Origin of the sequence: Oerskovia douganii, from assembly GCF_015142735.1 — a bacterium.
Classification (GTDB): domain Bacteria; phylum Actinomycetota; class Actinomycetes; order Actinomycetales; family Cellulomonadaceae; genus Oerskovia; species Oerskovia douganii.
In genome coordinates this window covers 23,746-38,072 of the sequence record NZ_JACSPN010000005.1, presented here as the reverse complement: position 1 = coordinate 38,072, position 14,327 = coordinate 23,746, and the positions used below count along the sequence as shown (strand labels likewise).

The 14,327-nt window shown below is 75.6% G+C and carries 10 protein-coding genes; 8 read left to right on the top strand and 2 right to left on the bottom strand.

The genetic code is table 11. The features are described 5' to 3' along the window. Nucleotides 1-71: 71 nt before the first annotated feature. The gene (locus H9623_RS05505) at nt 72-446 is read right to left on the bottom strand and encodes a hypothetical protein (RefSeq protein ID WP_193719067.1); all 375 of its coding nucleotides are present in this window, start codon (nt 444-446) and stop codon (nt 72-74) included. A 408-nt stretch (nt 447-854) separates the two neighbouring features. Between H9623_RS05505 and H9623_RS05500 the strand changes: the two genes are divergently transcribed. From H9623_RS05500 to H9623_RS05465, 8 genes are all read left to right on the top strand, one after another. Then, nucleotides 855-2,321, top strand: a complete 1,467-nt coding sequence (locus H9623_RS05500) for an MFS transporter (RefSeq protein ID WP_193719066.1) — start codon at nt 855-857, stop codon at nt 2,319-2,321. 2 nt (nt 2,322-2,323) lie between these two features. Continuing rightward, nucleotides 2,324-4,585: a molybdopterin oxidoreductase family protein gene (locus H9623_RS05495; RefSeq protein WP_193719065.1), complete on the top strand. Its 2,262-nt coding sequence runs from the start codon at nt 2,324-2,326 to the stop codon at nt 4,583-4,585. Continuing rightward, nucleotides 4,582-6,393 (top strand): FAD-dependent oxidoreductase, encoded by a 1,812-nt coding sequence (locus H9623_RS05490; protein WP_193719064.1) that lies wholly within the window; start codon nt 4,582-4,584, stop codon nt 6,391-6,393. The genes H9623_RS05495 and H9623_RS05490 overlap by 4 nt, the downstream gene beginning before the upstream one ends. A 248-nt stretch (nt 6,394-6,641) precedes the next feature. Further along, nucleotides 6,642-9,275 carry a nitrite reductase large subunit NirB gene (nirB, locus tag H9623_RS05485; protein WP_193719184.1) on the top strand — a complete coding sequence of 878 codons (2,634 nt, stop codon included), beginning with the start codon at nt 6,642-6,644 and terminating at the stop codon, nt 9,273-9,275. Next, on the top strand, nt 9,272-9,727 hold the full coding sequence (nirD, locus tag H9623_RS05480) for a nitrite reductase small subunit NirD (protein WP_193719063.1): 456 nt from the start codon (nt 9,272-9,274) through the stop codon (nt 9,725-9,727). Before nirB ends, nirD begins: the two co-directional genes overlap by 4 nt. Further along, nucleotides 9,724-10,545 carry a uroporphyrinogen-III C-methyltransferase gene (gene cobA / locus H9623_RS05475; protein ID WP_193719208.1) on the top strand — a complete coding sequence of 274 codons (822 nt, stop codon included), beginning with the start codon at nt 9,724-9,726 and terminating at the stop codon, nt 10,543-10,545. Before nirD ends, cobA begins: the two co-directional genes overlap by 4 nt. A gap of 122 nt (nt 10,546-10,667) precedes the next feature. Next, nucleotides 10,668-11,759, top strand: coding sequence for a uroporphyrinogen-III synthase (locus H9623_RS05470; RefSeq protein ID WP_193719183.1), 1,092 nt, complete (start codon nt 10,668-10,670; stop codon nt 11,757-11,759). Then, on the top strand, nt 11,756-12,595 hold the full coding sequence (locus H9623_RS05465; protein ID WP_193719062.1) for a sirohydrochlorin chelatase: 840 nt from the start codon (nt 11,756-11,758) through the stop codon (nt 12,593-12,595). Before H9623_RS05470 ends, H9623_RS05465 begins: the two co-directional genes overlap by 4 nt. A 53-nt stretch (nt 12,596-12,648) precedes the next feature. Here H9623_RS05465 and H9623_RS05460 read toward each other — a convergent pair whose 3' ends face one another. Further along, the gene (locus H9623_RS05460) at nt 12,649-14,178 is read right to left on the bottom strand and encodes an MFS transporter (RefSeq protein ID WP_193719061.1); all 1,530 of its coding nucleotides are present in this window, start codon (nt 14,176-14,178) and stop codon (nt 12,649-12,651) included. Between the last annotated feature and the right edge of the window lie 149 nt (nt 14,179-14,327).

Below are 14,327 nucleotides of genomic sequence, written 5' to 3'. Positions count from 1 at the left end.
CCCCCCCCCCCCCCCCCCCCCCCCCCCCCCCCCTCCGCCGGGCTCGTCGACCCTCCGGCCGGGCCCGGCGCTCAGCGGCGAGCCGTGCTCCAACGTTCCGCGTCGAAGGGCATGCGGTCGTACGACCACCCCTCCGGGCGGCGCGACGGGTCGAACCAGACGTGCCCGCCGTCGGTCCAGTTCCGGCGGTAGGAGACGATGCGCTCGGGGGTCGTGTCGTCGATCCCGCTCTCGGCCCCGCAGCAGTCGCAGATCGTGTGCGTGGGGCCGTCGAGCGTCCATCCCGGCTCGTCGAGGTACCAGGCGCACACGCGGCACAAGGCCGCGCTCTGGTCGGCGGCCTCGCCTCGTGGGCCGGCTCCTGCCGTGCCTGCCAGACGGACGAGTGCGGCGAGGGCGCGCAGGGGGTTGAGCGCTCCGGATGCTGCGCTGCTCTGTCGCGGCATGCGTGGACCCTTCTCTCGATCTCAACCACTGGACGGTCGGCCCGGTGGTTCGCCCAGTCGTGCAGCGGCCGGAGTCCACCCAGTCCGGCAACCGTCGAAGAGGCTGGCGCGAGTCTAGACCGGGACCAGGAGCACCAGGGAGGATGAAACGCCGGGCGGCGGGGTCTCGGTGCGATTCCACCCGGTCCGGACGTGACGGGCCTCTCTCGGGGGCCGACAGTGACCGCTCGGCACGCCTGCTGCCGACCGTCCCGCGAGGCCGTCGCTCACAGCCCGCCGGCGCACGGTGTGCGCAAAGCCTTACGGACGGGAAACGGGCGCCGTGCCCGGGAGAAACACGCGCTTCCTACGGTCGCGGGTATCGGTCGAGCACCGCTCGCCGTGCCCGGTCCCCACCCAGGAGGCGCCATGTCCGTCCCCGCAGGTCCCCCGCAGGTCACGACCACGACCGACCAGCCCGCCCCCGCGCTCCCGACGGCCACTGCGCCGTCGGGCACGGTCGGACGGCCCGGTACCGCCGCGGACCCCGCGCCCCGGAGCGCCCCGCACCGTCGCGGGCGCTGGATCGACCACTGGGACCCCGAGGACCCCACGTTCTGGCGCGACGGCGGACACCAGGTCGCCACCCGCAACCTGTGGATCTCGGTCCTCGCCGAGTTCCTCGGGTTCGCGGTCTGGGCCCTGTGGTCGATCGTCGTCCCGCAGCTCGGCGCGGCAGGGTTCACCTTCACCGTGGACCAGCAGTTCTGGCTCATCGCCGTCCCCAGCCTCGTGGGCGCGACCCTGCGCATCCCGTACACCTTCGCGGTCCCGCTGTTCGGTGGCCGCAACTGGACCGCCGTGTCGGCGCTCCTGCTCCTGGTGCCCACGGTCGCGCTCGCCGTCGTCGTGCAGAACCCCGGGACGCCGTTCGGCGTGATGCTGCTCGTCGCGGCGCTCGCGGGGGTCGGCGGCGGGAACTTCGCGTCCTCGATGGCCAACATCTCGTTCTTCTACCCCGAGAAGGAGAAGGGCCGGGCGCTGGGCCTCAACGCCGCGGGCGGCAACCTCGGGACGGCCGCGGTCCAGCTCGCGGTGCCGCTCGTGATCGTCGCGGGCGCGGGCATCGCGCTCGAACGGGCGGGGCTCATGATGGTCCCGTTCATCCTGCTGGCGGCGTTCCTCGCGTGGCGGTACATGGACAACCTGTCGCACGCCACGGCCGACGTCCGCTCGTTCGCCGCGGCGACCCGCAACCGGCACACGTGGATCATCTCGTTCCTCTACATCGGGACGTTCGGGTCGTTCATCGGGTACTCGGGTGCGTTCCCGACGCTGCTCAGGAACCAGTTCCCCGAGGTCACGCTCTCGATCGCGTTCCTCGGCGCGCTCGTGGGCTCGGTGTCCCGGCCGCTCGGCGGGACGATCGCCGACAGGGTGGGCGGGGCCCGCGTGACCATCGCGGCGTTCGGCGTCATGGCGGTCGGGGCGTTCGGTGCGATCCAGGCGCTGGAGTCGCACAGCTTCGGGGTGTTCTTCGGGTCGTTCCTGCTGCTGTTCGTCGCGACGGGCATCGGCAACGGCGCGACCTACCGGATGATCCCCGCGGTCTTCTCGGCCTCGGGCGAGCTCGCCGCCGCGGCCCTGCCCGACGACGAGCGCGCGGCCCACCGCACCCGGGTCCGCAAGGCGGCCGCCGGCTGCATCGGCATCGCGGGGGCCGTCGGGGCGTTCGGCGGCTTCCTCATCCCGCGCGGCTTCGCGATCTCCAACGACCTCGCCGGGTCGCTCGTCCCGGCCCTGTGGATCTTCATCGGTGTCTACGCCGTCATGGCCGTGGTGACGTGGGCCGTGTACCAGCGGCGGGGCGCGCCCATGGCCGCGGCCAGGATCTGAGCATGGTCGCTCGTCCCGGGCGGGCGGCGCCGTCGGGCAGCGGTGCGGACACGCACTGCCCCTACTGCGCGCTGCAGTGCGGCATGTCGCTCACGCCCGCGCCCCCGGAGGTGCCCGACGGCGGAGCCTCGCCCCGCGTGGTCGTCGCACCGCGCGAGTTCCCCACCAACAAGGGCGGGCTGTGCCAGAAGGGCTGGACCAGCGCGAGCCTGCTCGGCGCGAGCGACCGGCTCACGGTGCCGCTCGTGCGGGACCGGGCGGTCGACGCGGCGGGGGCCGTGACGCGTGGCGAGCTGCGGCCCGCGACGTGGGACGAGGCGCTCGGGAGGGTCGTCCGCGGCATCACGGCGATCCAGGCGGAGTCGGGGCGCGACGCGGTCGCGGTCTTCGGGGGCGGGGGGCTCACGAACGAGAAGGCGTACGCGCTGGGCAAGCTCGCACGGACGGTCCTGCGGACCGCGAACATCGACTACAACGGGCGCTTCTGCATGGCGAGCGCCGCGGCGGGCGCCAACCGCGCGTTCGGCGCCGACCGCGGGCTCCCGTTCCCGCTCGCCGACCTCGCGGGGGCCGACGCGGTGCTGCTGCTCGGCTCGAACCTGGCCGAGACCATGCCGCCCGCGGTCCAGCACCTCGCGGGCGTGCGAGAGCGGGCCGGGCTCGTGGTCGTGGACCCGCGACGCACGGCGACGGCCGCACTCACGGGGGCGGGGGAGGCCGGCGGTGCGGCGGGCGCGCCGTCCCAGGGCCTCCACCTCCAGCCCGTCCCCGGGACCGACCTCGTGGTGCTCCTCGCGCTCCTGCACGTCGTGTGGGCCGAGGGCCTCGCCGACGAGGAGTACCTCGCGGCGCGCGTGTCCGGGGTCGACGACGTGCGCCGCGCGGTCGCGGCCTGGTGGCCCGAGCGTGCCGAGACCGTGTGCGGGATCTCGGCCGACGAGCTCCGCCGCGTCGCGAGGCTGCTCGCGGCGGCCTCGCCCGCACGCGGTGGACGCGGGGCGTACGTCCTGACGGGTCGCGGCGTCGAGCAGTCGACCCAGGGGACCGCGACGGTCACGGCGGCGATCGACCTGGCGCTCGCGCTCGGCCTGCCCGGCCGGACCGGCTCCGGGTACGGCGCGATCACGGGGCAGGGCAACGGGCAGGGCGGCCGGGAGCACGGCCAGAAGGCCGACCAGCTCCCCGGCTACCGCACGATCGGCGACCCGGCCGCGCGCGCCCACGTCGCCGGGGTGTGGGGCGTGGACCCCGCGTCCCTGCCCGGGCCGGGCAGGCCTGCGGTCGAGCTGCTGCGTTCGCTCGGGACGCCGCGCGGGCCGCGGGCGCTGCTCGTGCACGGCTCGAACGTGCTGGTCAGCGCGCCGAACGCGACGTACGTCGCCGAGCGTCTCGATGCCTTGGACCTGCTCGTGGTGTGCGACCTGGTGCCTTCCGAGACCGCGCTGCGTGCCGACGTCGTGCTGCCCGTGACGCAGTGGGCCGAGGAGGAGGGGACCATGACCTCGCTCGAGGGGCGCGTGATCCGCCGCCGCCGTGCCGTGACGCCGCCTGTCGGCGTGCGGTCCGAGCTGTGGGTCTTCGCCGAGCTCGCGCGCCGCCTGGGCTCGACCGTGCCCTTCCCGCTCGACCCCGCCGAGGTGTTCGACGAGCTCGCGCGGGCCTCGGCAGGTGGCGTCGCGGACTACTCCGGCCTCAGCCACGCGCGCCTCGACGCCGACGAGGCCGCGGGCGGGCCGGGACTGTTCTGGCCCGTGCCGGCGGTGTCGCCCGCCGGGGGAGAGGCGCACCCCGGCACCCCGCGGCTGTTCCTCGACCGCTTCCGCACCCCCGACGGGCGCGCGCGCATGGTCGCGGTCGACCACGTGGGGCCGAGCGACGACGTCCGCCCGGACGCTCCCGTCTACCTCGTGACGGGCCGCGTGCTCCAGCACTACCAGTCGGGCGCACAGACGCGACGTGTCCCCGAGCTCGACCGGAGCGTGCCCGGACCGTCCGTCGAGATGCACCCGATCCTCGGCTTCCGCCTCGGCATCCAGGACGGGGACCCGGTGCGGCTCACGTCGGCCCGGGGCGAGGTCCGTGCACCCGCGCGCTGGAGCGACAAGATCCGCCCCGACACGGTCTTCATGCCGTTCCACTGGAGCGGGGCCGGGAGCGTCAACCGGATCACGACCGACGCGACCGACCCGGTCTCCGGGATGCCCGAGTTCAAGGTGTGCGCAGTCGCCGTCGCACCTGACCCTGCGTCGGAGGTGATCGCATGAGGCTCAGGCCGTTCCGGGTCGTCGTGGTGGGCAACGGCATGGTCGGGTCCCGGTTCGCGGCCGACCTCCTGGCGGTGGCCGGCCCGGACGGGACGCACCGCGCCCGGCCCCTGCGCGTCACGGTGCTCGGTGACGAGGTGCACGAGCCGTACAACCGCGTCCTGCTGAGCGAGGTCGTCGCAGGGCGTGCCGACGTCGGCGCGCTGACCCTGCCCTCGACGGGAGACGAGCGCGCCGAGGTCCACCGGGGCGCCACGGCGATCGCGATCGACCGCGGCTCGCGCACCGTCCTCACGAGCGACGGCGCGTTCCCGTACGACGCCGTGGTGCTCGCGACCGGCTCGGCCGCCCGGGTCCCGGACGTGCCGGGGCTCGACCCGGGTCCTGGGGGGACCCTGCCCGCCGGGGTCCACGCGCTGCGCTCGCTCGACGACGCACGCGAGATCGTCGCCGCGTCCACGCACGCACGCCGTGCGGTCGTGATCGGTGCCGGAGTCCTGGGCCTCGAGGTCGCGTGCGGCCTCGCCCGGCGCGGGCTCGCGGTGACCGTGGTCCACGGCGGGGCGAGCCCCATGGACCGCCAGCTCGGTCCCGACGCGGGCCTCGCCGCCTCGCGCACGCTCGCCGACCTCGGGATCACCGTGCGGACCGGGGTCCGCACGCGCGAGGTCGTGGTGCACGGGGTCGGCGACCGGGGAGCGGTCGCCACAGGGATCGTCCTCGTGCCCGACGTCGGACGCTCGCCCCGTGACGCGGGCGCCCCGGGGGCGCGGGGAGGCGGCGGATCGGGCGCCCCGGACCTGACCGGCGAGGGCGACGAGATCCCGGCCGACCTGCTGGTGCTGGCGTGCGGGACCGTACCCGAGGCGACCCTCGCCCGGACCGCCGGCCTGACGGTGGACCGGGGTGTCGTCGTCGGGCACGGGCTGGCGAGCCCCGACGACCCCGACGTGCACGCGATCGGTGACTGCGCGCAGCCGCCCGAGGGAGGGACGGGGCTCGTCGCGCAGGGCTGGGACCAGTCGCGGCGCCTCGCGGCCCTGCTCGCGGAGAGGCTGTCGGACGCGACGAGCCATGCCGACGCACCGGCCCCCGCGAGGGCCGCGAGGCGCGTCCGCCTCACCGACGACGCCCGGCCCAGCATGGCGCTGCGGATCGCGCTCGACGTCGGGCGGAGCGCGGGGGACCTGCCGGGGCCGGCGCCCCGCGAGACGCGGCCCCGGGCGACGGCGCCGACCGACCGGCCGCCACCCCCTGCCGCACCGACCGACGTCGTGCGTCTCAAGGCCGCGGGCCTCGACGTCGTCGCGATGGGCGTCTGCGGCGCGCGGCGCGCGCACGACCCGAGCCACCGCACGCTCCGGCTCACCGACCCCGACGCGGGACGGCACGTCGAGGTCGTCGTCGCGGGCGGCTACCTCGTGGGAGCGACCGTGGTCGGCGCGCCGCAGGTCGGCGCCGACCTCACGGCGACCTACACGCGCCGGATCCCCGTGCCCGCCGACCCGGCCCACCTCCTGCTGCGACCCGTCGCGCAGGCCGCTGCTCCGGCGTCGGACCCCACGCACATGCCCGACCGGACCACGGTGTGCCGCTGCAACGGCGTGACCAAGGGGGACGTCGTCGCGAGCTGGCGCGAAGGCGCACGCAGCACGGCCGACATCGCGCGCGCGACCCGCGCCACCACGGGGTGCGGCGGGTGCCAGGACGTCGTGTGCGGGCTCGCGGACTGGCTGCGCACAACCGACCCGGAGCAGCCGGTGCCCGCGTCGTCGTCCGTCCTCGAGCCTGCCTCGGTCCAGGGGTGAGGTACCGGGTCGGTGGCGACCAGCACCCGACGGCGCCACGTCCACGCGTCGCGAGCCCGATCTCACGCCCGCTCCCCGCCCCGCGTGAGAAGAACGTTACGGCGGGGCAAAGGGGCGGGTGCGGCGCGGAAACGCCGCATCCCTAGTGTCCGGAGCAGCAGTCGCCTCACCCGGACCGCACCCCCCCAGGAGCCCCCGTGACCTCACCTTCGAGCTCTCCCCGCCATCTCGTGGTCGTCGGCGGCGGCATGGTCGCCCAGCGTCTCGTCGAGGCGCTGCGCGCCCGTGACACCGCCGGCAGGTGGCGGGTCACCGTCTTCGCCGAGGAACCCCGCCACCCGTACGACCGCGTCGCGCTCACCTCCTACTTCTCGGCACGCGACCCCGGGGAGCTCGACCTCGGCGACCCCGCGCTGTGGGACGACCCGCTCGTGCGCCTGGTCCGTGACTGCCGGATCGACTCGATCGACCGCGAGGCGCGCCAGGTCACCGACCGGTCGGGCCGGGTCCACGACTACGACGAGCTCGTGCTCGCGACGGGGTCGAGCGCGGCCCGGCCGCCCATCCCCGGCAACGAGCTGCCGGGGGTGTTCGTCTACCGCACGATCGACGACGTCGCGGCCCTGCGCGGCTGGGTCGAGGCCAAGCGCGAGGAGCGGGCCGGGTCGTCGTACGACCGCCCGGTGCGTGGCGCGGTCATCGGTGGCGGGCTCCTGGGCCTCGAGGCCGCGGGTGCGCTCACGGCGCTCGGCGCCCAGGCGACCGTCGTCCAGTTCGGCACGCACCTCATGGACGCGCAGATCGACCTGGGCGGCGGGCAGGCGCTCGGGCGTCTCGTCAACGACATGGGCATCGCGGTGCGCGTGAGCACCGCGACCAAGGAGATGCGTCCCGCGCGGACGACGGGTCACGTGGGCCGCCTCGACTTCGTGGACGGCGGGCGGCTCGACGTCGACGTGGTCGTCATGGCGACGGGCGTCCGGCCGCGGGACGAGCTGGCCCGTGGGGCGGGGCTGCCGGTCGGCGAGCGCGGTGGGGCGGTCGTCGACCTGTCGTGCCGCACTGACGACCCGCACGTGTGGGCGGTCGGCGAGGTCGCGTGCATCGAGGGGCGCTGCCTGGGCCTCGTGGCCCCGGGCTACGCGATGGCCGAGGTGGTCGTCGACCGCCTGCTCGGCGGCGAGGCGACGTTCCCGGGTGCGGACACGGCGACCAGGCTCAAGCTGCGCGGCGTGGACGTCGCGAGCTTCGGCGACGCGTTCGCGCGCACCGAGGGGGCCATGGAGGTCGTCTGGGCGGACCCGGTCGCGGGCGTCTACAAGAAGCTCGTGCTGTCCGACGACGCGCGGACCCTCCTGGGCGGCGTGTTCGTGGGCGACGCGACGCCGTACGCGTCGCTGCGTCCCATGGTCGGGCGCGAGCTGCCGGGCGACCCGGGCGCGTTCCTCCTGCCCGAGGGGTCGTCGGGCGGCGGTGCGGCGGGGATCGAGCTGCCCGACGAGGCCACCGTCTGCTCGTGCAACAACGTCACCGCGGGCACGATCCGCTCGGCCGTGACCGAGCACGCGTGCACCGACGTCGCCTCGGTCAAGTCGTGCACCAAGGCGGGCACGAGCTGCGGCTCGTGCCTCCCGCTGGTCAAGAAGATCACGACGACCGAGCTCGAGAAGGCCGGCATCGAGGTCTCGAACGCGCTGTGCGAGCACTTCGAGCTCTCGCGGGCGCAGCTCTTCGACGCGGTCCGCGTCGCGGACCTGCACACGTTCAGCGAGATCATCGCGCGGTTCGGACGCGTCCCGGCAGCGGCCACGCACGTGCCCGACGACGCCGCACCGGCCGGGCTCCCGGCCGCCGGCCCGGGCCGTGGCTGCGACATCTGCAAGCCGGTCGTCGCGTCGATCCTGGCCTCGCTGGGCAACGGCCACATCCTGTCGGGCGAGCAGGCCGCGCTCCAGGACACCAACGACCACGTCATGGCGAACATGCAGAAGGACGGCACGTACTCGGTGGTGCCACGCATCCCGGGCGGCGAGATCACGCCCGAGGGGCTGCTCGTGATCGGGCAGGTCGCCCAGGACTTCGGGCTCTACACCAAGATCACGGGCGGCCAGCGGATCGACCTGTTCGGTGCGCGGATCGAGCAGCTCCCGCAGATCTGGCGCCGCCTCGTCGAGCACGGCTTCGAGTCGGGCCAGGCGTACGGCAAGTCGCTGAGGACCGTGAAGTCGTGCGTCGGGTCGACGTGGTGCCGGTTCGGGGTGCAGGACTCGGTCGGCATGGCCGTGCGCCTCGAGCTGCGGTACCGAGGTCTGCGCTCGCCGCACAAGATCAAGCTCGGCGTCTCGGGGTGCGCCCGCGAGTGCGCCGAGGCGCGCGGCAAGGACGTGGGCGTGATCGCGACCGACAAGGGCTGGAACGTGTACGTGGGCGGCAACGGCGGCTTCACGCCCCGGCACGCGCGGCTCCTCGCCGAGGACCTGGACGACGAGACCCTGATCCGCACGATCGACCGCTTCCTCCTGTACTACGTGCGCACCGCGGACCGTCTGCAGCGCACGTCGGTGTGGGTCGACGAGGTCGAGGGCGGGCTCGACGGGATCCGTGCCGTGGTCCTCGAGGACTCGCTGGGGATCGCCGCGGACCTCGACGCCGCGATGGCGCGTCACGTCGACACGTACGAGGACGAGTGGCGCGCCGTCCTGGAGGACCCCGAGAAGCTCAAGCGGTTCGGGTCGTTCGTCAACGCGCCGACGACGGCCGACCCGGACCTCGCCTACGTCGCCGAGCGGGGGCAGCCGCGCCCGGCCACGACAGCCGAGCGCGACGGGGCCGCGACGGGTGCGGTCCTGGTCGCGGGGACGACGCTGGAGGTGCGGAGATGAGCACGAGCACGATGGGGATCGAGGCCGCAGCAGGTCGTCCCGAGCAGGGGGTGGAGACCGTCCCGGACACGGGCACGTCCTGGGAGCCCGTCTGCCGGGTCGAGGACCTCGCCGCCGAGCGCGGGGCCGCGGCCCTCGTCGGAGGACGGCAGGTCGCGCTCTTCCGCCTGACCGACGACCGCGTGCTCGCGGTCCAGCAGCTCGACCCGTTCAGCGGCGCGAACGTCATGTCGCGCGGCATCGTCGGGACCCGGCACGGTGTGCCGACCGTCGCGTCCCCGATGTACAAGCAGGTCTTCGCCCTGGAGTCGGGCAGGTGCCTCGACCCGGTCGGGTTCCTCCCCGTGCTCGCGACGGGCCCCGACCTGGCGACGTGGCCCGTCGAGGTGCGCGACGGCGTCGTGCACGTCGCGGTGACCTCGCCGGCGCCTGCGACCGAGCCCGCGCCGTGACGCCCCCCGGCACCACCGGCACGACCGGCGCCGGCGCCGTCCCCGGCGGCTCGGTCGTCCTCGTCGGCGGTGGCCCCGGCGCGGCCGACCTGCTCACGCTGCGCGCGTGGCGAGCGCTCGCGAGCGCCGACGTCGTCGTGACCGACCGCCTGGGTCCCGTCGACGTCCTCGCCGACCTTCCCCCGGACGTCGAGGTCGTCGACGTCGGCAAGAGGCCCGGCCACCACCCCGTCCCGCAGCACGAGATCGACGCGATCCTCGTCGAGCACGCCCTGCGCGGGCGCAGGGTCGTGCGCCTCAAGGGCGGCGACCCGTTCGTCTACGGCCGCGGCGGCGAGGAGGTCCTGGCGTGCCGGGCCGCGGGCGTACCCGTCGAGGTCGTCCCCGGGGTGAGCAGCGCCCTGTCCGTCCCGGCGCTCGCGGGCATCCCGCTCACGCACCGCGGCACGGTCGGCGCGTTCCTCGTCGTCAACGGCCACGATCCCCTGGACGCGGTCGCGCTCGCCGCGGTGCGCGACCGCACGGCTACCCTGGTGATCCTCATGGGAGTGTCGATGCTGAACGAGATCACGGACCAGGCGGTCACCGCCGGGGCCGACGTCGCCACGCCCGTCGCCGTGGTCGAGTCCGGTTCCACGCGGCACCAGCGGGTCACGCGCGCCACGCTCGGGACGCTCGCTCGCCGCGCGGCGGACGTCGGCGTCCGGGCTCCCGCGGTCGTCGTCGTGGGAGACGTCGCCGCGGAGGGCCTGCTCACCCCGGCGGGGGCGACGCGACCGGCGGCCCGTCCCGCGCCCGCCCCGGAGCCCGCCCGGTGACGGCTGCGGCCCAGGGTGCGCCGACGGTCGGGACGGGCGCTGCGCCGTCGGGCCCGCCGCCCGCGGACCCCGCGTCGGGCGCGGACCCCGCCGACGAGCGGCGACCCGCGCTGGGGCAGGTCATGGCCGGTTGCACGGTCCTCGTCACGGCCGACCGCCGCTCGGCCGAGCTGGCCGCCGCGCTGGCCCGCCGGGGTGCCGAGATCCGCCACGCCCCCGCTCTGAGCATGGTCCCCAACGAGGACGACGAGGCCCTGCTCGCGGGCACGCGCGACCTCGTCGCCCGCCCGCCGGACGTCGTGGTCGTGACCACGGGCATCGGCTTCCGGGGCTGGATCGAGGCCGCCGACGCGCACGGGCTGGCCGACGACCTCCTGGCCGTCCTGGGCCGGGCCCGTCTCGTGGCGCGCGGCCCCAAGGCCCGCGGGGCGATCCAGGCCGCAGGGCTCCAGGCCGACTGGGTCGCCGAGTCGGAGACGTCGGGCGAGATCGCCGACGTGCTGCTCGGTGAAGGGGTCGACGGGCTGCGCATCGCGGTCCAGCACCACGGTGCGGGGGCCGACGGCCTGGACGTGGTCTTCGCGCAGGCGGGGGCCGACGTCGCGAGCCTCGTCGTGTACCGCTGGGGTCCGCCCCCGGACGAGGCCGCGCTCCGGGCGTCGGTCCACGCGGCCGCGGGCGGGGACATCGACGCGGTCGTCTTCACGTCGGCCCCGGGGGCCGAGGCCTGGCTCGCTGCGGCGGAGGCCGAGGGGGTCGGGGACGCCGTCGTGGCGCGGTGCGTGAGCGGTGCCATGGTCGCCGCGGCGGTCGGTCCCATCACGGCCCGTCCTCTCGCGCACCGCGGCATCCCGACGCTCCAGCCGGACCGCGGCCGGCTCGGGGCGCTGGTCCGCACGCTCGTCGGGCACTACGAGCACGCCGAGACCCTCGCGCTCGTGACCGTGGCGGGCAACCTGCAGATCCGGTCGCGCGTCGCGGTGCTCGACGGACGGGTCCTCCCGCTGTCGCCCACGGGGCTCGAGGTCCTGCGGCTGCTCGCCGCGCGCGCCGGGGAGATCGTGACCCGCGACCAGGTCCTCGCGGCCCTGCCCGGGGACTCGCGCGACCCGCACGCCGCCGAGGTCGCGGTCGCCCGCCTGCGCGAGGCCGCCGGGGACCGCACCCTCGTCAAGACCGTCGTCAAACGTGGCTATCGACTGGAGCTGGCATGAGCACGGAGATCCTGGGGTTCCCCTCCGACGCGACCGGGGAGAGCGCCCCGTCCGGAGGTGCGGGCGCACCCGTGCTCGTCGGCTGCTCGCACGGGACGGACAACGTGGCCGGGCAGGCCGCGATCCGCGCGATCCTCGACGACGTCCGGGCAGCGCGTCCCGAGCTCGACGTGCGGGAGGCGTTCGTCGACGTCCAGCAGCCCGCCGTGGCCGACGTCGTCACGCAGGCCGTCGCGCCGCCCACCGCGGGCGAGGGGCAGGGTGGGGCCGCCGTCGTGGTGCCGCTGCTGCTGTCCGCGGGCTTCCACGTGAACGTCGACATCACCGAGGCCGTCTCCCCGGCCCACGAGGGTCGCGGCCCGCAGCACGGCCCCGCGGTCGCCGCCGGAGCCCTCGGCCCGGACCCGCGGCTCGCGCAGATCCTCGCCGACCGCCTGGCGCAGGCCGGCGTGCGACCGCACGACGCCGTCGTCCTGGCCGCCGCCGGGTCGAGCAAGGCCGCGGCCGCCCGCGACGTCGAGGCCGTCGCCGAGCACCTGCGCGCGCACCACGACGGTCCCGTCACGGTCGGGTTCGGCGCCATGGCCACCCCGTCGGTGCGCGACGCCGTCGCGGCCGCACGTGAGGCCCTCGCCACGACGACGGCCCCCCGGGAGGGGAGCGTCGCCCCGCGCGTGGTCGTCGCGGCCTACCTGCTCGCACCCGGGTTCTTCCACGACCGCCTCCTCGGGACGGGCGCCGACGTCGTCACCGCGCCGCTCGCGCCGGACCCGCGCCTCACGTCGATCGTGCTCGACCGGTACGCCGAGGGAGTCGCGGCGCTGGCGCTCGGCTGACGCGAGCGGCCCAGGTCCGCCCACGCCGCCCGTCACCGCCGGGACGCGGGGCCTCACGCCGGGACGCGGGTCCGCGGCGAGACGAACGCCGCGAGCAGCGCGATCGCGACCATGGCCCCGAAGCACACGACGTAGGCCAGGAGCCCGAGCGGTTCGCGCAGCACCACGAGCATGGACCCCGTCACGGCGAGCGCGATGGCCGCGGACAGCGCGTCCGACACCTGGAGCGCCGAGCTGTTCGCGCCCTGCTGGTCCTCGGGGGACAGGGCGAGCGTGAGCACCGAGAGCGTCGGGTGGACGAGCCCCATGCCCAGTCCCGCGAAGGTCCAGGCGAGCATCCCGACGATCGGAGGCACGGCGACCCAGGCGAGGAGCACCGTCCCGGAGATGCCGCCCGCGATGAACAGCGTCCCGATCAGGACGAACTGCGCGTGCGTCCACCCCCAGTGGGCCTTCCCGCGCAGCCACGCGCCGACCGACCACCCGATCGCTCCGAACGTCAGGACCCCGCCGGCCTCGGTCGGGGACAGACCCCGCTCGGACTGGAGGAGCAGGGGGAGCAGGACCTCGGTCCCGGTGAAGGCCGCAGCGATCAGGCCGCGGATCGCGATGACCGACGGCAGGCCGCGGGCGACGCGGGCCGTGCCGTGCGGGAGCAGGCGAGGCACGCTGACCACCACCAGGGCCAGGGCGGCGACGAGCGGTACCCACAGGGCGGCACCTTCCTGCTGGCCGGCGAAGTGCAGCAGACCGATCCCGACGGCTGCGGCCACGGCCCACCAGAGGGCCGCGCTCCCGGTCCGGTCCGCCGGAGCGACCTCGCCCCGGTCGCGCGCGACGGCCCGCAGCCCCGGGCGCATCATGAGCACGGCCGGGACGGCGAGCACGGGCACCGCGAGGAAGACCCAGCGCCACCCGACGTGCTGGACGATCAGCCCCGAGATCACGGGCCCCACGAGCGAGGGCACGACCCACGCCGCGGCGAAGGCCGCGAACACGGACGGGCGCCGGTCCTCGGGGAAGACGCGCGCGACCAGGACGTACAGGGCCACGATGTACATCCCGGTGCCGAGCCCCTGGACCACCCGGCCCGCGACGAACACCCCCATGACCGGCGCCAGGCCGGACACCACGAGCCCCGCGAGGAACAGGCCCACGCCCACCCACAGCGACGGACCCGGGCCGAACCGGTCGCACCAGCGTCCGGCCGCGACCATGCCCACGACGCTCGCGGCGATCGAGCCCGCGAACGCGACCGCGTACAGCGCCATGCCGTCGAGGGCCGTCGCGACCGTGTGCATCGCGGTCGCGACCGCGAGCGACTCGAACGCGCCGAGCAGGACCAGGGCCACCATCCCGACGAGGACCGTGCGCTGCGTCGTGGGGGACAGGCCCGCGCCGACCGCGGGGCGGGCGGGGGCCTGCGGGTCTGCCGCCGGCGTCGCGGCCGACCTCTCGGCCGTCGCCGTCGCGGTGGTCGTGCCTGTCGCCGTGGCAGGTCCGGGCGAGGAGTCGGGCGCGTGGGCGTCGCCGATCGCGGCGGCGATCTCTGCCTCGGGCGCCTCGGGGCGTGGTGGTTCCATGTCTCCTCGCAGGGGTGGGCGCGGTCCGGTGGGGGCTGCGCGTCAGGTGCGCTCGATCGAGCGCTTCGACTAGTCTCGAACCTCAACCATTGTCGAGGTCAAGGCCCGTTCGTCTCGTCGATGGACGGAGTGACGAATGCCTGGAGCAA

What these genes read in the sequence shown, in the direction of transcription:
- H9623_RS05495 (WP_193719065.1), top strand. Translation starts at nt 2,324, where the DNA reads ATGGTCGCTCGTCCCGGGCGGGCGGCGCCGTCGGGCAGCGGTGCGGAC.
- nirD (WP_193719063.1), top strand. Translation starts at nt 9,272, where the DNA reads ATGAGCACGAGCACGATGGGGATCGAGGCCGCAGCAGGTCGTCCCGAG.
- H9623_RS05505 (WP_193719067.1), bottom strand. Translation starts at nt 446, where the DNA reads ATGCCGCGACAGAGCAGCGCAGCATCCGGAGCGCTCAACCCCCTGCGC.
- H9623_RS05460 (WP_193719061.1), bottom strand. Translation starts at nt 14,178, where the DNA reads ATGGAACCACCACGCCCCGAGGCGCCCGAGGCAGAGATCGCCGCCGCG.
- nirB (WP_193719184.1), top strand. Translation starts at nt 6,642, where the DNA reads ATGGTCGCCCAGCGTCTCGTCGAGGCGCTGCGCGCCCGTGACACCGCC.
- H9623_RS05490 (WP_193719064.1), top strand. Translation starts at nt 4,582, where the DNA reads ATGAGGCTCAGGCCGTTCCGGGTCGTCGTGGTGGGCAACGGCATGGTC.
- H9623_RS05500 (WP_193719066.1), top strand. Translation starts at nt 855, where the DNA reads ATGTCCGTCCCCGCAGGTCCCCCGCAGGTCACGACCACGACCGACCAG.
- H9623_RS05465 (WP_193719062.1), top strand. Translation starts at nt 11,756, where the DNA reads ATGAGCACGGAGATCCTGGGGTTCCCCTCCGACGCGACCGGGGAGAGC.
- H9623_RS05470 (WP_193719183.1), top strand. Translation starts at nt 10,668, where the DNA reads ATGGCCGGTTGCACGGTCCTCGTCACGGCCGACCGCCGCTCGGCCGAG.